At 56.8% G+C, this 19,017-nt stretch carries 21 protein-coding genes and 1 tRNA gene; 13 read left to right on the top strand and 9 right to left on the bottom strand.

Annotated elements, in window-relative coordinates; translation table 11 throughout:
* Nucleotides 1-14: 14 nt before the first annotated feature.
* Nucleotides 15-91, top strand: a tRNA-Met gene (locus ACR0B3_RS14170).
* 474 nt (nucleotides 92-565) lie between these two features.
* On the opposite strand, the gene ACR0B3_RS14165 is transcribed toward ACR0B3_RS14170, so the two are convergent.
* The 5 genes from ACR0B3_RS14165 to ACR0B3_RS14145 are packed head-to-tail and all read right to left on the bottom strand — an operon-like array spanning nucleotide 566 to nucleotide 3,439.
* Nucleotides 566-1,612 (bottom strand): energy transducer TonB family protein, encoded by a 1,047-nt coding sequence (locus tag ACR0B3_RS14165; protein WP_480809638.1) that lies wholly within the window; start codon nucleotides 1,610-1,612, stop codon nucleotides 566-568.
* Entirely contained in the window at nucleotides 1,609-1,986 is a 378-nt protein-coding gene (locus ACR0B3_RS14160; RefSeq protein ID WP_480809637.1) for an ExbD/TolR family protein, read from the bottom strand. The genes ACR0B3_RS14165 and ACR0B3_RS14160 overlap by 4 nt, the downstream gene beginning before the upstream one ends.
* A gap of 4 nt (nucleotides 1,987-1,990) precedes the next feature.
* Complete coding sequence (locus tag ACR0B3_RS14155) at nucleotides 1,991-2,323, bottom strand: ExbD/TolR family protein (RefSeq protein ID WP_480809636.1); 333 nt, start codon at nucleotides 2,321-2,323, stop codon at nucleotides 1,991-1,993.
* A 25-nt stretch (nucleotides 2,324-2,348) separates the two neighbouring features.
* Nucleotides 2,349-3,011 carry a MotA/TolQ/ExbB proton channel family protein gene (locus tag ACR0B3_RS14150; RefSeq protein ID WP_480809635.1) on the bottom strand — a complete coding sequence of 221 codons (663 nt, stop codon included), beginning with the start codon at nucleotides 3,009-3,011 and terminating at the stop codon, nucleotides 2,349-2,351.
* Nucleotides 3,008-3,439 carry a hypothetical protein gene (locus tag ACR0B3_RS14145; RefSeq protein WP_480809634.1) on the bottom strand — a complete coding sequence of 144 codons (432 nt, stop codon included), beginning with the start codon at nucleotides 3,437-3,439 and terminating at the stop codon, nucleotides 3,008-3,010. Before ACR0B3_RS14145 ends, ACR0B3_RS14150 begins: the two co-directional genes overlap by 4 nt.
* 385 nt (nucleotides 3,440-3,824) lie before the next feature.
* Here ACR0B3_RS14145 and pcaF point away from each other — a divergent pair, with 385 nt between their 5' ends.
* The 7 genes from pcaF (at nucleotide 3,825) to ACR0B3_RS14110 (ending at nucleotide 9,510) form a co-directional block, all read left to right on the top strand.
* Complete coding sequence (gene pcaF / locus ACR0B3_RS14140) at nucleotides 3,825-5,027, top strand: 3-oxoadipyl-CoA thiolase (RefSeq protein ID WP_480809633.1); 1,203 nt, start codon at nucleotides 3,825-3,827, stop codon at nucleotides 5,025-5,027.
* Nucleotides 5,028-5,042: 15 nt separating this feature from the next.
* Nucleotides 5,043-6,035, top strand: a complete 993-nt coding sequence (gene paaA / locus ACR0B3_RS14135; protein ID WP_480809632.1) for a 1,2-phenylacetyl-CoA epoxidase subunit PaaA — start codon at nucleotides 5,043-5,045, stop codon at nucleotides 6,033-6,035.
* Nucleotides 6,036-6,053: 18 nt separating this feature from the next.
* Complete coding sequence (gene paaB, locus ACR0B3_RS14130; protein ID WP_170686513.1) at nucleotides 6,054-6,338, top strand: 1,2-phenylacetyl-CoA epoxidase subunit PaaB; 285 nt, start codon at nucleotides 6,054-6,056, stop codon at nucleotides 6,336-6,338.
* On the top strand, nucleotides 6,338-7,096 hold the full coding sequence (gene paaC / locus ACR0B3_RS14125) for a 1,2-phenylacetyl-CoA epoxidase subunit PaaC (RefSeq protein ID WP_480809631.1): 759 nt from the start codon (nucleotides 6,338-6,340) through the stop codon (nucleotides 7,094-7,096). The genes paaB and paaC overlap by 1 nt, the downstream gene beginning before the upstream one ends.
* Nucleotides 7,097-7,192: 96 nt before the next feature.
* A complete protein-coding gene (paaD, locus tag ACR0B3_RS14120) occupies nucleotides 7,193-7,651 on the top strand; it encodes a 1,2-phenylacetyl-CoA epoxidase subunit PaaD (protein ID WP_480809630.1) in 459 nt (152 codons plus the stop codon).
* Between the two features lie 14 nt (nucleotides 7,652-7,665).
* Nucleotides 7,666-8,739: a 2Fe-2S iron-sulfur cluster-binding protein gene (locus ACR0B3_RS14115; protein WP_480809629.1), complete on the top strand. Its 1,074-nt coding sequence runs from the start codon at nucleotides 7,666-7,668 to the stop codon at nucleotides 8,737-8,739.
* Nucleotides 8,740-8,751: 12 nt separating this feature from the next.
* Nucleotides 8,752-9,510, top strand: coding sequence for a Phenylacetic acid catabolic protein (locus ACR0B3_RS14110; RefSeq protein ID WP_480809628.1), 759 nt, complete (start codon nucleotides 8,752-8,754; stop codon nucleotides 9,508-9,510).
* Nucleotides 9,511-9,798: 288 nt separating this feature from the next.
* On the opposite strand, the gene ACR0B3_RS14105 is transcribed toward ACR0B3_RS14110, so the two are convergent.
* From ACR0B3_RS14105 to paaG, 4 genes are read right to left on the bottom strand one after another with little or no spacing between them, the layout of a single operon-like run.
* Nucleotides 9,799-10,395: a TetR/AcrR family transcriptional regulator gene (locus ACR0B3_RS14105; RefSeq protein ID WP_170686519.1), complete on the bottom strand. Its 597-nt coding sequence runs from the start codon at nucleotides 10,393-10,395 to the stop codon at nucleotides 9,799-9,801.
* A gap of 22 nt (nucleotides 10,396-10,417) precedes the next feature.
* Nucleotides 10,418-11,725: a phenylacetate--CoA ligase PaaK gene (gene paaK / locus ACR0B3_RS14100; RefSeq protein WP_480809627.1), complete on the bottom strand. Its 1,308-nt coding sequence runs from the start codon at nucleotides 11,723-11,725 to the stop codon at nucleotides 10,418-10,420.
* A 15-nt stretch (nucleotides 11,726-11,740) separates the two neighbouring features.
* A complete protein-coding gene (paaI, locus tag ACR0B3_RS14095; protein WP_480809626.1) occupies nucleotides 11,741-12,169 on the bottom strand; it encodes a hydroxyphenylacetyl-CoA thioesterase PaaI in 429 nt (142 codons plus the stop codon).
* A gap of 1 nt (nucleotide 12,170) precedes the next feature.
* Complete coding sequence (paaG, locus tag ACR0B3_RS14090) at nucleotides 12,171-12,956, bottom strand: 2-(1,2-epoxy-1,2-dihydrophenyl)acetyl-CoA isomerase PaaG (RefSeq protein WP_480809625.1); 786 nt, start codon at nucleotides 12,954-12,956, stop codon at nucleotides 12,171-12,173.
* 178 nt (nucleotides 12,957-13,134) lie between these two features.
* On the opposite strand from paaG, the gene ACR0B3_RS14085 reads away from it, so the two are divergent.
* The 5 genes from ACR0B3_RS14085 to ACR0B3_RS14065 are packed head-to-tail and all read left to right on the top strand — an operon-like array spanning nucleotide 13,135 to nucleotide 18,964.
* Complete coding sequence (locus tag ACR0B3_RS14085) at nucleotides 13,135-14,154, top strand: TRAP transporter substrate-binding protein (protein ID WP_480809624.1); 1,020 nt, start codon at nucleotides 13,135-13,137, stop codon at nucleotides 14,152-14,154.
* Between the two features lie 55 nt (nucleotides 14,155-14,209).
* A complete protein-coding gene (locus ACR0B3_RS14080) occupies nucleotides 14,210-14,716 on the top strand; it encodes a TRAP transporter small permease (RefSeq protein WP_480809623.1) in 507 nt (168 codons plus the stop codon).
* Nucleotides 14,713-16,065: a TRAP transporter large permease gene (locus ACR0B3_RS14075; protein ID WP_480809622.1), complete on the top strand. Its 1,353-nt coding sequence runs from the start codon at nucleotides 14,713-14,715 to the stop codon at nucleotides 16,063-16,065. Before ACR0B3_RS14080 ends, ACR0B3_RS14075 begins: the two co-directional genes overlap by 4 nt.
* A gap of 27 nt (nucleotides 16,066-16,092) precedes the next feature.
* Nucleotides 16,093-18,117, top strand: coding sequence for a phenylacetic acid degradation bifunctional protein PaaZ (gene paaZ, locus ACR0B3_RS14070; RefSeq protein WP_480809621.1), 2,025 nt, complete (start codon nucleotides 16,093-16,095; stop codon nucleotides 18,115-18,117).
* 43 nt (nucleotides 18,118-18,160) lie between these two features.
* The gene (locus ACR0B3_RS14065) at nucleotides 18,161-18,964 is read left to right on the top strand and encodes a PaaX family transcriptional regulator C-terminal domain-containing protein (RefSeq protein WP_480809620.1); all 804 of its coding nucleotides are present in this window, start codon (nucleotides 18,161-18,163) and stop codon (nucleotides 18,962-18,964) included.
* Nucleotides 18,965-19,017 lie beyond the last annotated feature (53 nt).

Raw genomic sequence — 19,017 nt, 5'->3', positions numbered from 1 at the left:
CCAACGCTAAGTGTCGCGGGATGGAGCAGCCCGGTAGCTCGTCAGGCTCATAACCTGAAGGTCGTAGGTTCAAATCCTACTCCCGCAACCAGCGTCGGAAAATCCAAACGCAGCCCGCATCACTACAATGGATCGTAAGCATTGCAAGAGCACCCCGTTCTGACTTCTTTCCGATCTGAGCTACAACACTTATGGTGGCGCTGCGCGCCACTAAGAAATACTGTTACATGCGTTCCGCGCAAGATGTACCGTAAGCGTTGCATCTGACCCCTTAGATACTATCTCATCAGCCAACACCTAGAAGTATATGATGCCTCCAAAAGGATACAGGCATCATGAATTCTCAAGCTCTAGGTGAACTCGCAAGTGACCAGAAAATCGAAAAAGTCTTCCATGCCTATGGCTATTCAATTCCCGTTGGGAAGGACGGCCGTCGACTGTGGACCAGAAAATTCAAAAATGAAGTGGGTCAACGCATGAGAACCGGACGTCTGTCAACACGCGATGTCGCAAAGACATCCCTCATGTGAGGCTCTTGTCTATCGAAAGAATTGGAAGCTGGATCTCAGCTATTCTGGTAGTAGAAAGATAGCTTGCGGCTTGACCCGCTTGGTGGGCGCGGGAATGGGGCGGCGCGGATGACTTGATCTTTGGCCGCGCGTTCGATCTCGGGCGAGCCGGAGCTGTCGACGATATCGACCCACGCCAGGGAACCGTCAGGGTTTATCTCAAAGAACACCTGGGCGAACCCGCGGACCGGTACATAGACGACAGGCGTTTGATTAAGGTGGACCAAAACCTGACCAGCGTAATTAGTCGTGTCAGAATTCCCAACGCCCCGACCTGTGGTCTGGTTGCGCGCGCGACTGGTGCGGAAGGCGTCGGCCCCTTCTCTTTGATAGCGGATCAGTGGCGATTCCACAGTTTGCTCCGGATTGCGAAAATTGTCGAAGTTGCTGAAGCCTTCGAGCGTTTTCTGGGGCGCTGGTGCTGGTCGTTCATCGGGCAGGCGAGGGCGTTTGGATACTGCGACCGCTTGTTCGGAGATCTCGGCGTCGACTTCCGGTGTTTCGGGGCTTGGCTCCTCGACGGTATTCGGGATCTCGGGCTCTACGGTTGTCGTCTCGGGTGGCACAATAGGAGCAGGCGGAATTTCTGCCGGGGGTAGCGCGGCCAGTTGATCCGCTTGCGGTTCAATGGGGGGCGTCACGGGTGTATCTGGATTTGACTCAGATGCGATATCAGTTGGCGCATCAGGCTCGATCGGTGCCTCCGCGGGAGCATCTGACTGCGGCTCAATAGGGGCGCCAATGTCGGGTGAACTGGCTGGCTGAGGATCGGGTGATGCTACAAGCGTTTCGCTTATCGGTACTTCGGGTTCGATAATGTCTTCGATTGGGGGTTCAAGTGCTTCAGCCGGTTCCGGCTGTACAGGTTCGCTGGTGGGTTCGGTAAAATCCTCAAACGAGTTGCTAAGCTCAATCGCATTTGCGTTATCATTGTCAGACTTCCGCTCAGGAAGACCGGGGCCGAAGAGGCTGAACCCCAGAGCATGTAAGAAGAGTGAAAGCAAAACGGCTATCGCCGCGACCGCTGCAGACCTACGGATCAATTTAGCGCCTGCTGGGTTACAAGAAATACAGATGGCGCTCCGTGTCGCCGAAGCGCACCGGTCACTTCCATCAGGCGTTGGCCTGAAACGTTGCGGTCCGGAACTATTCTTACAGGGCCATCTTCATGGCGGGTCATGTAAGCCTCGGGGTCAGTTTGCTCCCCCCGGTAACTGAGTGCACCGTCTGCATTCAGAACCAGCGCATCGGGCGGATCGCGGCCTTCCAGCTCAGAGGTGTCTACAAGCTTGAGCTCTGGATCAAGCGGAGGTGCCACAGTGCCAGCGATCAGAAAGAAGATCAGCATCAGAAAGACGACGTTTATCAGTGGGATGGTCGAGTCCCGTCTGCGGCTTTTGCGGAGGTTCCGGATCATCAAGCTACTCCAGCACCGTAACGGTCAATCCATCACGACCGCGCAAAGTGACCAGCACATCGACAAGTCGTTGGGCCGTCGTATCTTCATCGAGGCTTATAAGCGCTTGTCCCGTTCCAATCTGAACTGACAACTCATCCAATGTCATGGCTTCACCATTCAAGGTGATGCGTTCCTCGCCAATCTGAATAAAAACCCTTTCTACAGGTTCTGCCGAAGTGGCTGGCCCAGAGGTCGCGCTGCTGATCTCAATTTCGGCGAATTTTGAGAAGGTTGAAGAGAGCATGAAGAACAGCAGCAACAAGAAGATGACATCGATGAGCGGTGTCATCGACATTGGTCTTCTGACGAAGGGTGCCGTGTTACGCATGTTCAGCGTTCAGAACCTCACTTGCGCCCATTGCGGGGCTTATCGCGTGATTTGGAACAAGGACCGTGCGCAGCGCCTTGTCTGCGAACACGCGCTCGCGCGCAGTACGGCTTTCAAACCATGACAAGACCATTGATGTCGGCATGGCAACGGCAAGGCCAACGGCGGTTGTGATCAAGGCCACCCAGATGCCGCCCGCCAGCAGGGACGGGTCGACCGAAGAACCTGCCGATTGCAGACTTTGGAAGGCGTTGATCATTCCCAGAACGGTTCCGAACAATCCAAGCAAAGGGGCGAGCTGGGCAACCGTATCCAACAGGCGAAATCCTCGTTCCAGCCCAGCCAGTGCAAGACCGGCCTCAGCGTCCAGTCGAATGTCGATATCGGGTGCATCTGGCGCGTCCATGGCCGCTTCGACCAACGGCGCTAGGTAGCTGCTGCTTTGCGCTAGGCGCGCGCGCGCAGCCGACCGATCACCAGCATCCCAGGCTTGGAGCGCTTGCGACAAAATCTTGTGACGTCCGACCCCGCAAGCGGCGAACTGCCACAGCTTGTAAAGACTAACCGCGACGGTCAGGATCGACATGACGATTAGAACCGCCACCACCGGCCCGCCAAGGGCCAGAATGTCGCGAAGAGAAGTCAGTACATTCATCCAAGCAATTCCATTTCCAGCCGGCTGCTAAGCGATAGTGATGATTGGCAGATATCGCTTTGCGCACCGTTTACAACGCACGAATTTGCGCCATTGATCAGAACCCGACTGACCGACGCACAAGACATCCCGGAAAGGCCAAACCGACGAACACGTGGGCGATCCAAAGGCAAGTCGCGGAAATTAAATAGCGTCAGAGATACGACGCCACCACTCGAGTCGAATATCACCGTTTCAAAAACGGCTTCGCCGATGGGCGTTCCAGACCGGTTTTCTACCAAAAAAGTTAGCCTGCAAGCCCCATCAACGTCATCAGCTGCGTTGAGTTCCAGCGAAACTACAGGGGCAGGGTCCTCAGCAGATTGGGCAATCGCGTTTATTGGCAACAAGCATGAGAAACACGCAAGTAGGACACGGAAAGATTTCATTGAAGAGCACCCATTTGCTTGTGCGAACCTCGATTGCCCGCAGAATATCGCAGACAATGGCTCTGTCATACCTGATAGCGGGTGTAGTTCAAAGGACTGGTGAAGCCTTTGTGAACTCAGTGCTAATACCTCGAGCTTTGGATTGGCTTACGCCGATATTGGCAGTGATTGGCTGCCATCCAAAGTATGAGTTTGCGTCTCACCTTTAGGGGTTCACCACGCCAGCGGGTCGTAAGCGCATAATCGGCTTCGGTCAAATATGTTACCAATATCATGAGAAAATGGAAAACGAGTAACATTTAACTTGCCGCGAATCGAATGTGCACGTATTAACCGACCTATCGGTCACTTAATGATGTGGCATCAAATTCGGAGCTCTCGCCCTATGGACGCCTATATTTGCGACGCCCAGCGCACCCCAATCGGACGATATGGCGGAAGCCTCAGCCAGGTGCGTACGGATGATCTGGCTGCAATGCCCATTGCAGCGCTTCTGGCGCGTAACCCGCAGGTGGATTGGTCAAGCGTGGATGATGTCATCTATGGCGACGCCAATCAGGCAGGTGAGAGCAACCGTAACGTGGCGCGAATGGCGGCATTGCTGGCCGGTTTGCCGGTGGATGTGCCGGGAACAACGGTCAACCGCCTCTGCGCCTCGGGTATGGATGCAGTTGGAATGGCGGCGCGTGCCATAAAGGCTGGTGACTATGATATGGCTATCGCGGGAGGTGTCGAAAGCATGTCGCGGGCGCCTTTTGTTATGCCCAAGGCGGCTTCTGCCTTCTCGCGTGCCAACGCAGTTTACGACACCACGATTGGCTGGCGATTTGTGAACCCGAAAATGCGGCAAAATTTTGGTATCGACTCGATGCCAGAAACAGCAGATAACGTGGCGGAAGCTTACGGTATCAGCCGCTCTGATCAGGACGCATTTGCCGAACGCAGCCAGGCCCGCTGGGCCGCGGCGCACCAGACCGGGGTGTTTCAGGAGGAGATCACCCCGGTCACAATCCCGCAGCGCAAAGGTGATCCGGTGGTGGTTGACACGGATGAACATCCGCGCCCGGGAATCACGGCTGAGAAACTGTCGGGGCTCACGGGCATCAATGGGCCGGACAAGACTGTGACCGCCGGGAATGCCTCTGGTGTAAACGACGGCGCGGCAGCGATCCTGATGGCCAACGAGGCCGCTGCCTCCAAGAACGATCTGAAACCGATTGCCCGTGTGGTTGGCATGTCGGTTGCCGGGGTCGAACCTCGTGTGATGGGAATTGGCCCGGTTCCGGCAAGCCAGAAGGTCCTGGCCCGTGCCGGCCTCAGCATCGATCAGATGGATGTGATAGAATTGAATGAGGCGTTTGCTTCACAAGGGTTGGCGACGCTGCGCGCGTTGGGCGTGGAGGATGATGCGCCACATGTGAACCCGAACGGCGGCGCGATCGCGATCGGCCATCCACTTGGGATGAGCGGAGCACGGCTGGTCATGACCGCCGCTTATCACCTGCGCCGCACCGGCGGGCGTTATGCGCTTTGCACAATGTGCGTTGGTGTGGGGCAGGGCGCTGCACTTATTCTCGAACGTGTGTAGGGGAGGAGACCTGACATGTACGCTCAGATGATCAAAACCGCCGGAACTGGCGTGAAATACCGCGAAGAGATGTCCGAGCAGGAGCGCGCGTTTCAGGACAAGATCGATGCGGATATCAAGATCGAACCGAAGGACTGGATGCCCGACGACTATCGCGCGACCCTGATCCGTCAGATTGGCCAGCACGCGCATTCCGAAATCGTCGGTCAGCTACCCGAAGGCAACTGGATCGCCCGAGCTCCCACGCTGGAGCGTAAGGCGATCCTGCTGGCCAAAGTTCAGGACGAAGCCGGGCATGGGCTGTATCTCTATTGTGCGGCCGAAACTCTGGGCGTGAGCCGGGATGAGATTACCGAGATGCTGCTGGACGGGCGTATGAAATACTCGTCGATCTTTAACTATCCTACACTCAACTGGGCCGATATCGGCGCGGTTGGATGGCTCGTTGATGGGGCCGCGATCATGAATCAGGTTCCACTGCAGCGGACGTCCTTCGGGCCCTATTCGCGCGCGATGATTCGTATCTGTAAGGAAGAAAGCTTTCACCAGCGACAGGGTTACGATGCGATCCGCAAGATGGCAGAAGGCACGCCAGAACAGCGCAAGATGGCACAGGATGCACTAAACCGCTTTTGGTTTCCGTCGCTCATGATGTTCGGCCCGTCGGACAAAGAATCAGTGCACTCGGCGCAATCGATGGCGTGGAAGATCAAGATCAACACCAATGACGAGCTGCGCCAGAAATTCGTCGATCAGACGGTGCCGCAGGCTGAATTTCTGGGGCTGACCATTCCCGACCCTGATCTGAAATGGAACGAGGAACGCGGGCACTACGATTTCTCGGAACCTGACTGGTCCGAGTTCTTTGATGTGATCAAGGGCAATGGCCCTTGCAATGTCGACCGGCTGGTTGCCCGGAACAAGGCTTGGGACGATGGCAAATGGGTGCGCGACGGTCTGTTGGCCCACGCCCGGAAGAAAAGCAAACGCAACTTGGCGGCAGAATAGACCCGAGGAGGACACACTATGAACAACGAATGGCCCCTGTGGGAAATCTTTATCCGCGGACAGCATGGGATGAGCCACCGTCACGTTGGCTCGCTGCACGCACCAGATGCTGAAATGGCGATCAAGAATGCGCGTGACGTTTATACCCGCCGCAACGAAGGCGTGTCGATTTGGGTGGTTGAGGCCAATAACATCACGGCCTCATCTCCCAGCGACAAGGGCCCGCTTTACGAACCCAGCGAAAGCAAGGTGTATCGCCACCCGACTTTCTTCGACATTCCTGATGAAGTGGGGGCGATGTGATGACCCGGGACGAAGCATTCCTGCAGTTTCTGCTGCGGATGGGGGATAACACCCTGATCCTCGGGCATCGCGTCAGCGAATGGTGTGGTCATGCGCCTGTGCTGGAAGAAGATATCGCTTTGGCCAATACAGCGTTGGATCTGATCGGTCAGACCCAGATGTGGCTGGGCCTTGCCGGAGAGATCGGCGATGGCAAAAGTGCCGATGAGTTGGCTTTTCTCCGCGACGCGTGGGATTTCCGTAATGTATTGCTGGTTGAGGTGCCGAACGGCGACTTTGGCCGTACCCTGATGCGTCAATTCCTGTTCGACGCGTGGCACTCGATCATGCTGGGGCGTCTGATAAAATCATCTGACGAACGAGTCGCAGCGATCGCCGCCAAGGCAAGCAAAGAAGTCACTTATCATCTTGAACGTTCCGGCGACACGGTGGTGGGGCTTGGCGATGGAACCGAGGAAAGCCATGCACGGATGCAAGAGGCTCTGGATTATCTGTGGCCCTATGTAGGTGAGATGTTCGCTAGTGATGAGGTGGACGCCCAGATGGTAGCTGCGGGGATCGCCCCGAGCCCGGCTGACTTGCGTGAAGAATATGACGCTTTAGTCGAGCGGGTGCTGACCGAGGCCACGTTGTCCATTCCCGCAAGCCGCTTTGGCCACAAAGGCGGGCGCGATGGGCGGATGCATACTGAGCATTTGGGTCATCTCCTGACACAGATGCAGTGGCTGCAACGCGCCTATCCTGGCGCAAAGTGGTGACAACTGATTGATTTCTTTTGAAGAAATCAATCCGGAATTTTATCAAAATTCCGCTCTCTGGTGGCGCTCGATACGACAAACAAGGCAAACGAGACGATGCATGCAAGTGTAGATCAGATCTGGACATGGCTGGACACCGTTCCTGACCCCGAGATCCCGGTGATCTCGGTCGTTGATCTGGGCATCGTGCGCGATGTGCAGTGGGATGATGACACGCTTAAGGTAACGGTCACGCCGACCTATTCCGGCTGCCCGGCAACATCTGTCATCAGCATGGATATCGAAACTGCGCTGCGTGATCGCGGGATCAACGATTTGCGGATCGAGACCAGCATCGCCCCGGCCTGGACTACTGATTGGCTCAGTGACAAGGGACGCGCCAAGCTTGAGGAATACGGCATCGCTCCGCCGCAACCTGCAGGCGGCCCCGAACGCTGCCCACGTTGCGGCAGCAAGGCGGTTGAGAAGGTCAGCCAGTTCGGCTCAACCCCGTGCAAGGCCCATTGGCGCTGCACCGACTGTTTGGAACCTTTTGACTATTTCAAGTGCATCTGAGGGAGGATCACCGGATGGCACGTTTTCATGACCTCGAGGTCACCGACATTCACAAAACCATCCGCGATGCGGTGGTGGTGACATTGAAGCCGGTCAACGGCTCAGGTGATGAGTTCGACTTTACCCAAGGCCAGTATCTGACCTTCCGCCGCAATTTCGATGGGGAAGAACTGCGCCGGTCTTATTCGATCTGCGCGGGCAAAGATGACGGAGTATTGCAAGTTGGGATCAAGCGCGTGGATGGCGGAGCATTCTCGACTTGGGCCAATTCCGATCTGCAGGTGGGCGATACAGTGCAAGCGATGCCCCCGATGGGCAGCTTTCACACTGCAATCGATCCGTCTGCCGAAAAGCAGTATCTGGGTTTTGCCGGTGGGTCCGGCATCACTCCGGTTCTGTCGATCCTGAAAACCACCTTGGCGCAGGAACCACATTCCCGGTTCACACTGGTTTATGCCAATAAAGGCGTGAACACGATCATGTTCCGCGAAGAGCTGGAGGATCTCAAAAACCTCTATATGGGGCGTCTGAACGTGATCCACATTCTGGAATCGGATGCGCAGGAGATCGAACTTTTTACCGGGCTGGTCACGCAAGAGAAATGCGCTGAACTGTTTGCTTATTGGATCGATATCAAGAACGTCGATACAGCTTTTATCTGCGGGCCCGAGCCGATGATGTTGGGTATCGCTGCCGCACTGCGCGCGCATGGGCTGAATGACGGTCAAATCAAATTCGAACTCTTCGCGAGCGCCCAACCCGGTCGCGTCACGCGCAAGGTCAGCGGTGCAGATACGGCGTCTCAGGCCAACCAGACAAAAGCGTCTATTGCCATGGACGGGGCGACCCAGACGGTCACAATGCCCAAGGATCAGTCGATTCTTGATGCTGCCTTGGAGAATGCGATGGATGCGCCCTACGCCTGTAAGGCCGGGGTCTGCTCGACCTGCCGCTGCCGTGTGCTTGAAGGCGAGGTTGAAATGCTCGCCAATCATGCATTGGAAGATTACGAGGTCGAGAAAGGCTATGTCCTGAGCTGTCAGGCCTATCCGTTAACCGACACCGTGGTCGTGGATTACGATCAGTAGACGGAGGATATGATGGCTGAAGACATGACAATCGAGAGCTATCTGGCCGCAGGTGGCGTTCTGAGCAACCCGACCAATGTTCCGCCGCGCTATCGCGCGGAGCTTATGAAGCTGATGGCAACCTTTGTGGATAGTGAACTCGCAGGGGCTGCAGGGTTTGCCGATATCATCAATCAGGGCCCTGGCATCAAGGAACGGATCGCGGCGGCAAAAATTGTGCTTGAAAAGACCGACAATGCGGATCGTGTTTTGAAAATCATGGGCGAGTTTGGGGCCAATATCGACCAATATGCAAACCACCACCCTTGGACGACCCGTTTGGATCGGGATGCAGATATCGGCGCGTCCCGCTCTGAGCATGACATGCGCCTTGCGGTGTTCAACTATCCGATTAATGGGTGGGAGGATGCCGTGGTGATGAACTTGCTGATGAGTCAGGCGGTTGATGTGCAACTCGCTCAGTTCTCACAGATATCCTATCAGCCTCTGGCCGAAGCCTTCCGTGAAATTACTCCGATTGAGGGACGCCACGGAGAGCTGGCGCTTGAAGGTGCGCGCAAGCTGATCGACCGAGGCAAGTCTGCCGAGATGCAGACCTCGATTAACTATTGGTGGCCTCGTGTGGCGGCCAGTTTTGGGGCAGGGGGCGTGGAGAAGATTGAAGTTTTGCGTAAGCTTGGCCTGCGGCACCTGACCGGGGCAGAGATGAAAGATCAGTGGGTGATCAAGGCGACAGAACAGGTGACTGTGTTAGGGCTTAAGACGCCCTAAGTCTCATGACTGGTGTTTACGGCTGAGCAGCCCATATTTCACAGCCCATCCGCGAAGGGACCGATGTTTGTGGCGATCCTGCTTTGTTGCCCGTTGGGCTTGTGCGCCACCCTTCCGATTGAACTCGAACACATCAATCACTCGTTCGGCGCAGCCACAGGCCTCGCCCAGGCCAACTTTGGCGAAATAGAATTTATCAAAACGACCAGGGCTTTGCATGAGTGACCTCTGCCCACATTCAAGCGCATCCGCGCCAGTAAGCCAAATCAACTCTGTGCGGTTTGTGTTTCAGAGACCGTTAACACCTGACAATGTCAGATCGCTCACCAGCGCTGCATAATCGCTGCGCGCGTCGGCATCCGCACCTGCGTTCCACATGTAGAACCAATTCAGCATTCCGAAGACGGACATTGTGGTCGCGCGAAGCTTGGCGGCGTCATTCTTGAAGGTCTTGGGCGAGACGCTGGCAATGATATCACTGACGAACACAACCAGATCGCGCTGATAGCCGCGTAACAGCTTCTGCTGATCTTCGGGCAGGGCCGACATGCCGCTGGTTTGCACCCGATGCTCATCATCCACGCCCTGATAGGCCAGAAGGATTTCCCGCACCACGCATTTCAGACGTTCCGCAGGCTCCAACCCTGCAAGGTCAAGTCCGCAAATCTGATCACGAAGTTGCAGCAGATAGCTGTCGAGCATATCGAACAGAATGGCGTCTTTGCTATCGTAGTAATGATAGATATTGGCTTTGGATATCCCGCATTCGCGCGCCAATTGAGACATTGACGCGCGATCAAACCCTTCCTGCGCAAAGACGCGAGCAGCAGATTTCAGGATATGCGCCCGTTTGTGATCATGGTCTTTTGCTATTGTGCGCGCCAATTGCTGGCCCTCCGTCTTTCGCTTAACTGTCCCTGTTGTCGATTACGCGCCGGGCCTTGCCTTGCGAGCGTTCAACCTCGCCCGGCTCGCCTATATCGATCTCGGTCGAGATGCCAACCACCTCTTTGATCCGGCGTGACAGCATCCGGGCAGCAGCGGTTTTGCTTAGCTCATCTGCAGCGTCAGGTGTTGCCTCAACATGAACCCGCATCGCGTCCATCCGCCCAGCTTTGTAGAGTTCGATTTGGTAGTAGGGCGCAAGGCCTCCGGTGGCCAGAACCTGCTCCTCGATTTGGCTGGGAAAGACGTTTACGCCACGCAGGATGATCATGTCATCCGAACGCCCGGTAATCTTCTCCATCCGTCGCATCGACCGTGCGGTGCCAGGCAAGAGCCGGGTCAAATCGCGGGTGCGATAGCGGATCATTGGCAGACCTTCTTTGGTCAATGTTGTAAAGACCAGTTCGCCCATCTCGCCATCGGGCATGACTTCGCCGGTCACGGGGTCGATAATTTCGGGATAAAAATGGTCCTCCCAGATCACTGGCCCGTCTTTTGTTTCTACACATTCGTTGGCAACGCCCGGCCCCATGATCTCGGACAGGCCATAGATGTCGACGGCGTGCATGTCGAAGGCCTGTTCAACCTCGGCCCGCATCGAATCCGTCCATGGTTCGGCGCCAAAAACGCCAACGGCTAGAGAGCAGTCGCGCGGATCAAGGCCAGCTTTATGGTATTGCTCAAGAATGTTCAGCATATAGGACGGAGTGACCATGATCCCATCCGGTTTGAAATCGGTGATCAAATCGACCTGCTTAGCCGTCTGCCCGCCACTCATTGGTACGACCGTGGCCCCCAGGCGTTCAATCCCGTAGTGCGCGCCCAATCCGCCGGTAAATAGTCCATAGCCATAGGCATTGTGCACCATATTACCCCGGCGTAATCCGCTGGCACGCAGGGATCGCGCAACCAGATCGGCCCATTTGTCGATATCGCCCTGCGTATAGCCCACAACAGTGGGTTTGCCGGTCGTCCCCGACGAGGCATGGACGCGGATGATCTGTTCGCGCGGGACGGCAAACAGGCCAAAGGGATAGTTTTCCCGCAGGTCGTTTTTGTAAGTAAACGGAAATCGGGCCAGATCGCCGAGTGATTGCAGATCATCCGGATGCACCCCGGCCTCATCAAACCGCTGCCGGTACATTGGCACGTTGTCATAAGCATGTCGCAGCGACCATTTGAGCCGGTCCAGCTGCAAGCTGCGAATTTCATCAATCGAGGCGATCTCGATCGGATCAAGATCTGCCTTGTTCGGAGTAAGATCCTTCATGTCATCCCCCTCATCTCAGGTCTCATCAAACACCGGGCCTTTGACCGCGCGGGAAAAGCCCCGAAACTCTGCGATCTTTTGGCCGGTTTGGTTGGTTACGGTTACATCATAGATGCCACTGCGCCCGGTCAGGCTTTGTTCCGTTGCGCGGGCCGTCAGCAGATCGCCGGACCGCGCCGGCGCGATGAAGCTGATCACATTGTGCTGTGCCACAGTGGATTGATTGCGGCTGTTGCATGCAAAGGCAAATGCGCTGTCAGCCAGCATGAAGGTCACGCCGCCATGGCAAATTCCATGCCCATTGCAGTGATGATCGACCACCTGCAGCGCCAATGTCGCCGCGCCTTCATTAACCGAAACCAGTTCCATTCCGGCCCATTGCGAGGCATTGTCACGTCCCCACATGGCAGCGGCGGCTTTTTGGGCGCGCTCCTTCGGTGTCATCTTATTCTCCCTGAAACACCGGCGCGCGTTTCTCTAAGAACGCGGTGACGCCTTCGGCATAATCTGCGCTTTCACCGCAGGTTTTCATGGCGTCGGCCTCAATCTCGAGCTGTTCGGTCAAAGTGGTGGTTGCCGCTGCCTGGATCGTCTGTTTTGTCAGACCCAACCCAAGCGTCGGGCCATTGGCGAATTGTTCAGTCAGTGCGCGCGCCTCGGTCATCAGATCGACGTCAGGGATAGCTTTCCAGATCAACCCCCACTCCGCTGCCTGTTGCGCGGGTAATGGTTGCCCGGTCAGGGCCAGCCCTTTGGCCCGCGCTTCACCCAGCAGGCGTGGCAGGTGCCAACTCCCGCCGGTATCGGGTATCAGGCCAACCTTGGAGAACGACTGGATGAACTTGGCCGACTCGGCCGCTAGCACCACATCACAAGCCAAAGCGAGATTCGCCCCGGCCCCGGCTGCGACACCATTGACGGCACAAACCACAGGAAAGTCCAGCGACCGGATCAGGCGGACCAAGGGCGCATAAAACGTGCGGACGGTGTTCCCCAAATCCGGCGGCCCTTCCATCGTGGCAGGGTTTCGATCCCCCAAATCTTGCCCTGCACAGAAACCGCGCCCGGCCCCAGTCAGAAGCACAGCGCGGGCGCCTTCGTCACGCGCCGCCTCAAGTGCAGCGCGCAGGGCATAGTGCATTTCGTCCGTGAAACTATTCAGGCGATCTGGACGATTGAGTGTAATTTCAACCCATTGACCCATATTTTGCGAAATAATCGTGTTGGACATGCCCGGTTCGCTTTTCATAAGTTGCAACAAACTTCTTGCATAAACCGAACGGTTGGTCAATAAATTATCCAAGCTTTTGTGAATCAGCAGGGCGGCGACGCTTGTTAAGTCCCGTTGATAGTTACAAAACGAACCAATACCAAACTAACGACTTGCGTTTTGAGGAGGAGACCCGGTCATGAAATTCACCAAGCTCACAACACTGTTGGCTTCTGCAACCTTGGCAGTGTCCGGCACTATTGCCTTTGCCGCAGACTACACACTGACGATTTCCAGCTGGGCACCGCCCACCCACGGCATCAACGCAAAGATGTGGCCCAAATTCGTCGAGATGGTAGAAGAGGCGACTGATGGGCAGGTCACGGCAGAGCTAAAGCTGGGCATCGCCCCGCCTCCCGCACAGATGGACCTGATCATGGATGGCGCTGCCGATGCTTCGATCATTTTCCACGGATACCAGCCAGGACGTTTTGTCACCACCAAGCTGATCGAACTGCCCGGTTATGAAGGATCGGCCGAGGAAGCCTCGGTTGCTTATTGGCGCGCGTACGACGCGCATCTGAAGGCGGCGGATGAGCATCGTGGCGTCAAAGTGATCGCCCTGCACACGCATGGCCCGGCGCAGTTGCATTCTAGTGCTCCGGTCACATCTCTGGACGAGGTTGCTGGTCTGAAAGTCCGCATCCCGGGCGGCGTTGGCGGTGACGTTGGCGCGGCGCTGGGCGCGACCGGCATTCAGGTGCCCGCGCCGAAGGTCTACGAAACACTGGCATCAAAAGCCGCTGACGGTGTCGTCATGCCGCTAGAATCGCGCAAGGGTTTCAAGCTGACCGAAGTTGCACAGAACGTTTATGAGATGCCCGGGGGCCTCTATCGTGGGTCTTTTGCCTTCATCATGAACGAAGATACGTTTGCCGATCTGCCGCCAGAGTTGCAGGCCGCGCTGGAAGAAAACGTCTTTGGTGAACCGCTTAGCCGTGAAATCGGCAAGATTTGGGATGAGATCGATGCCACCGGACGTGAGGCAACCGAAGCGGCGGAAGGCAATGCCATCAACGCCGCCACCGATGCCGATCTGGAGAAATTTTCAGCTATCGCCGAAGATATTCGTGGCAAGGTTATTGCCGAGGTTGATGCGGCGGGCGTTGACGCTCAGGCGGCTTATGACATGATCAAATCGGAAATGTCCTCGAACTAATCCGACTGCAGGGCGGCCAATTGCGCCGCCCTGATTTACCTTTCGTGAGTTTCCCATGACCCCGATAATCCAGTTTGTGCGCCGCGCCAGCGCCCTTCCCGTGATTGTGGCCTGCATTGCCCTGTTCATCCTGATGGTAATGACATTTTGCGACGTCATCCTGCGCTCGGTCTTCAATGCGCCGATCGAGGCCGCCACTGAGCTGACGCGCATTCTGATGGCCATTCTGGTGTTCTCGGTTCTGCCGATTATCTCCACCACTAACGGACACATTGCAGTTGACCTTACGGATGGGTTCTTCAACCGACTTCACTTGTCACGTGCGCGCGATGTAGTGATTTACGTCGTCAGCGGCATCATGCTGTTCTGGCCGGTTCAGCGCGTCTGGGTTCTGTCCGAGCGGGCACGGGACTATGGGGACGTGACCGAGTATCTCTCAATCCCCACTTACTTGATTGGCTGGTTCATCACGCTATCGGTCGCCATCACTGCATTGGTGATGATCGCCACCGGGCTGTTAAAGGCCTTCGCCCCCAATACTCTGTCGGAGCCTATGCAATGACCGCAGCGCTGATCGGATTTGCGATTGTATTGATCCTGGTGCTGGTGCGCCTGCCCATCGTCTTTGCCATGGGACTGGTCGGCACATTGGGCTTCGCCTACGAACGTGGCGGCTCGATCTTTGCTGAACGCGGGTTGAAGGCTGCCATGTCTATGGTGGGCCGCCAGATTACTGATACTGCTCAGGATTATGGTCTATCTGTTGTTCCACTTTTCATCTTGATGGGCCTGTTCGTGAACAAGGGCGGCATGGCGCGCGAGCTTTATGCAGTGTCCAACGCTTACTTGGGCCACATGCGCGGAGGCATCGCCATGGCGACGGTTGCGGCTTGCGGTGGATTTTCGGCCATCTGCGGATCGTCGCTGGCCACCGCCGCGACGATGTCAAAGGTCGCGATGCCGCAGATGCGGCGCTACGGCTATTCCGATGAACTCTCGACGGCCTCGATTGCAGCGGGCGGAACACTGGGCATTTTGATCCCGCCATCGGTCATTCTGGTCATTTACGGGCTGCTGACCGAGACCTCGATCGGCAAGCTGTTCATGGCTGGGATCATCCCCGGCATCCTGGGTATCCTGTTCTACCTCTTCGCCGTGCGCTGGACCGTCTGGCGCAACCCCAAGGCTGGGCCTGCAGGGGAACGCGCCACCTGGTCGGAACGTATCCGCGCGCTGGGGTCGGTTTGGGCCGTGCTGCTGCTGTTTTTCCTTGTTATCGGCGGGCTATACGGAGCCTTCGACTTTGAGCCTCTCAACCTGACATTCTCACCCACCGAGGCCGCTGGAATGGGCGCCGCCGGGGCATTCCTGATTGCGCTCTTTCGCGGAGGGTTGACCGTAGGCTCAACTTTCGAAGTCCTGAAAGAAACCTGCTTTACCGCTTCGGCCCTGTTTGCGGTGCTGATCGGAGCTCAGATATTCTCGAATTTCATCAATTTGGCTGGTTTGCCCGAGGCCCTGATTGCGATGGTCACAGCCTATGATGTCGCGCCGTTTGTCGTGATCCTGATGATCCTTGGTATCTACATCATTCTGGGCTGCGTCTTCGAATCCCTTTCGATGCTGTTGTTGACTGTCCCGATCTTCTTTCCGCTGGTCACGTCGCTGGGTTATGATCCGATCTGGTTCGGCATCGTCGTGGTCGTTGTCACCGAAATCTCGCTGATTACCCCGCCCGTTGGCCTAAACGTCTTTATTCTGAAAGGCGTGGTGGGTGACGTATCGACGGGCACGATTTTCCGTGGCGTTACCCCCTTCTGGGTTGCCGACATCTTTCGCCTGGCGCTGATCGTGCTGGTCCCCATCGTGGTTCTTTATCTGCCCCAGCAAATGGGCGCATTGGGGCACTAAGCCCCGCCTTTCAAACAGGAGAACACCATGTCCCTGCATCAGATTTCCAGCTTTGCCGCTGGCACTTGGGTTGCGCCCGGAGAAGGCGCACGCACCATCGCATCCGCCATCACCGGCGCGCCGTTCGCCACTGCCGGAAACGCGGCACTCGATGTGCTGGCAATGCTTGACTATGCGCGCAACACTGGCGGACCCGCTCTGCGGAAGCTGACGTTTCATGACCGCGCTCGGATGCTCAAGGCGCTGGCGCAAGAGCTTTCGGCACATAAACAGGCGCTGTATGACCTGAGTTTTGAGACCGGGGCGACGCAGAAAGACCACCTGATCGATATCGATGGGGGTATCGGCACGATTTTCGTCTTTGCCTCAAAAGGTAGGCGCGAGATGCCGGATGCGCAGGTTTATCTCGATGGCGATGTCGAGCAACTTTCGCGTAATGGAACGTTTTTAGGGCAACATATCTGCACGCCTCTGCAAGGCGTTGCGGTTCATATTAACGCCTTTAACTTCCCGGTCTGGGGGATGTTGGAAAAGCTGGCCCCGACTCTGTTGGCGGGCGTCCCCGCCATCGTGAAACCGGCCACCAATAGTTGTTATGTCACCGAACTAGCCGTTCGGATCATGCTCAACAGCGGCATATTGCCCGCTGGTGCACTGCAGCTTGTTTCCGGTGGTTTGGGCGATTTGCTGGACCACCTGGGCTGTCAGGATGTGGTCAGCTTTACCGGCTCTGCCAGCACAGCGCTTAAACTGCGACAGACACCTGCGATCTTGCAAAACTCGGTCCGGTTCGTGGCAGAACAAGACAGTCTGAACGCCTCGATCCTGGGCCCCGATGCGGTGTCAGGTGCGCCCGAATTCGATTTGTTCGTCAAGGAAGTCACCCGCGAGATGACCGCCAAGGCGGGCCAGAAATGCACCGCCATCCGGCGCATCATCGCGCCCGATAGTCAGGTCGACGCAGTGATTTCCGCGCTCTCGGAACGGTTGGCGAAGATCACCATCGGCGATCCGCGGGCCGAGACCACACGCATGGGTGCGCTTGTGTCCAACGGGCAGAAGGCAGACGTGCTGGAAAAGGCCGCTTTGATCGGGCAAGAGGCAGAACGGGTATACGGAAACCCCGACGCGTTCGACCTGAACGGCCCCGAAACTGGCGCCTTCGTTCCTCCGATGCTGTTTCACTGCGCTGACCCCGACAAAGCGCTGCGCGTGCACGATACCGAGGCGTTTGGTCCGGTCTCGACCCTTATGGGGTATCGCGATCTGGATCATGCAATCGCGCTGGCCAATCGGGGGCAGGGGTCTCTGGTCACGTCTTTGATCACGCATGACACCAGCGTCGCGCGCGACGTCGTGATGGGGGCTGCCGCCTATAACGGGCGGATATATGTCAATGATCGTGACTCGATGGCGGAATCGACAGGCCATGGCTCACCATTGCCGCACATGGTGCATGGCGGGCCGGGACGCGCGGGCGGTGGTGAGGAAATGGGCGGCGTACGTGGTGTGAAACACTATATGCAGCGTACGGCCATTCAGGGCTCGCCTCGAATGCTCAGTAGCATGGGTACCAGGTGGGTGCCCGGAGCGCCCGAAATCCAAGGGCCAGCGCACCCCTTTACCCGTAGATTCGGTGAGTTGCAGATCGGTGAAACGCTTCACACTGCCTCGCGAACCATCGCGCTGGACGACATTGAACATTTTGCGAATTTCACCGGAGACACGTTCTACGCCCATATGGACGAGAACGCGGCGGCGCGGAATCCTTTCTTCCCCGGTCGGGTCGCGCATGGCTATCTGTTGCTCAGCTTCGCAGCGGGGCTGTTCGTCGAACCAAATGAGGGGCCCGTGCTGGCCAATACGGGGCTGGACGGCCTGCGTTTCATGAAGCCGGTCGTCGCGGGTGATAGCATCAAGGTGCGTTTGACGGTTAAACAGAAGACCCCACGCAACGACGAATATGGCGAAGTTCGCTGGCATGTCTCTTTGACCAATCAGGATGATGAGCCGGTCGCAGAGTACGAACTTCTGACCATGAACGCGTACTGATTACCTGTTTTTACTATTGGGCTTAGTGGGTTAAACTGGTCCCATGACCAAACAAAGCTCGTGGTTCGAAACGGCTGTTGCCGAACTAACGGACCCGCAAGACCAGCGGGTGTGGTCGATCATCGTCTCGCTGTTTGGTGACATGGCGCAAGAGCCCGGTGCGCAGATCTCGGGCGGCGTGCTGACTCGGATCATCGAGCCAATGGGCATCAAACCCGAAGCGATCCGGGTCGCGTTGCACCGACTGCGCAAAGATGGCTGGATCGAGAGCGACCGGATTGGCCGTGTCTCGCGCCATGTCCTCTCTGAATTTGGTAGGACGCAATCAGCCGCCGTCACGCCGCGCATTTATGCGCGTGGTCCGACACCCGTTGAGCAATGGCATCTTCTGATCGCAGAAGACGGGTCGGGCACGCAGGTGCTTGAGGATGTGATGCTCAGCGATGATTACATCCCCATTGGGCGCAACGTTGCCATGGGAGCGGGGCCTGTTCCGGTTGAGCCTGACGGGTTGCTGGCGTTGGATATTTCTCCGCACTCAGCGCCGAAATGGCTGCAAGATCGGTTGTGCCCGCCCGAATTGCGCAGCTCTTGTCAGGCACTATTGGACGCAGTAGAACGCGCTGCCAAGTCACGCCCTGAAAAGTGGACGCCAACACCCCTGCAGAGCGCGACTTTGCGAACTCTGCTCGTGCATCGCTGGCGACGTGTTGTGCTGCGGCAGCCGGATTTGCCCCCGGCCTTCTATCCGGAGGATTGGGCTGGCCCTGCGTGCCGTGATCGTGTGTTCGAATTGCTTGATCTGCTGCCACGCCCTGCAGCCGACGTGCTAAGCGGAAGCGGTTGACCACGGGGCAATCTGTTCAAACCGCACGGATACCCCATATGATCCATTCATCG

This window comes from Ruegeria sp. CE9 (assembly GCF_056537425.1).
The sequence above is the reverse complement of the archived record's forward strand: the minus strand, read 5'-3'. Positions and strand labels throughout refer to the sequence as shown.

Bases quoted from the DNA above. Each gene is read 5' to 3' on its own strand.
- pcaF (WP_480809633.1), top strand. From the start codon at position 3,825: ATGGACGCCTATATTTGCGACGCCCAGCGCACCCCAATCGGACGATAT.
- ACR0B3_RS14150 (WP_480809635.1), bottom strand. From the start codon at position 3,011: ATGAATGTACTGACTTCTCTTCGCGACATTCTGGCCCTTGGCGGGCCG.
- paaB (WP_170686513.1), top strand. From the start codon at position 6,054: ATGAACAACGAATGGCCCCTGTGGGAAATCTTTATCCGCGGACAGCAT.
- paaA (WP_480809632.1), top strand. From the start codon at position 5,043: ATGTACGCTCAGATGATCAAAACCGCCGGAACTGGCGTGAAATACCGC.
- ACR0B3_RS14145 (WP_480809634.1), bottom strand. From the start codon at position 3,439: ATGAAATCTTTCCGTGTCCTACTTGCGTGTTTCTCATGCTTGTTGCCA.
- paaK (WP_480809627.1), bottom strand. From the start codon at position 11,725: ATGAAGGATCTTACTCCGAACAAGGCAGATCTTGATCCGATCGAGATC.
- ACR0B3_RS14115 (WP_480809629.1), top strand. From the start codon at position 7,666: ATGGCACGTTTTCATGACCTCGAGGTCACCGACATTCACAAAACCATC.
- ACR0B3_RS14080 (WP_480809623.1), top strand. From the start codon at position 14,210: ATGACCCCGATAATCCAGTTTGTGCGCCGCGCCAGCGCCCTTCCCGTG.
- ACR0B3_RS14085 (WP_480809624.1), top strand. From the start codon at position 13,135: ATGAAATTCACCAAGCTCACAACACTGTTGGCTTCTGCAACCTTGGCA.
- paaD (WP_480809630.1), top strand. From the start codon at position 7,193: ATGCATGCAAGTGTAGATCAGATCTGGACATGGCTGGACACCGTTCCT.
- paaI (WP_480809626.1), bottom strand. From the start codon at position 12,169: ATGACACCGAAGGAGCGCGCCCAAAAAGCCGCCGCTGCCATGTGGGGA.
- ACR0B3_RS14075 (WP_480809622.1), top strand. From the start codon at position 14,713: ATGACCGCAGCGCTGATCGGATTTGCGATTGTATTGATCCTGGTGCTG.
- paaG (WP_480809625.1), bottom strand. From the start codon at position 12,956: ATGTCCAACACGATTATTTCGCAAAATATGGGTCAATGGGTTGAAATT.
- paaC (WP_480809631.1), top strand. From the start codon at position 6,338: ATGACCCGGGACGAAGCATTCCTGCAGTTTCTGCTGCGGATGGGGGAT.
- ACR0B3_RS14155 (WP_480809636.1), bottom strand. From the start codon at position 2,323: ATGTCGATGACACCGCTCATCGATGTCATCTTCTTGTTGCTGCTGTTC.
- ACR0B3_RS14065 (WP_480809620.1), top strand. From the start codon at position 18,161: ATGACCAAACAAAGCTCGTGGTTCGAAACGGCTGTTGCCGAACTAACG.
- paaZ (WP_480809621.1), top strand. From the start codon at position 16,093: ATGTCCCTGCATCAGATTTCCAGCTTTGCCGCTGGCACTTGGGTTGCG.
- ACR0B3_RS14160 (WP_480809637.1), bottom strand. From the start codon at position 1,986: ATGATCCGGAACCTCCGCAAAAGCCGCAGACGGGACTCGACCATCCCA.
- ACR0B3_RS14110 (WP_480809628.1), top strand. From the start codon at position 8,752: ATGGCTGAAGACATGACAATCGAGAGCTATCTGGCCGCAGGTGGCGTT.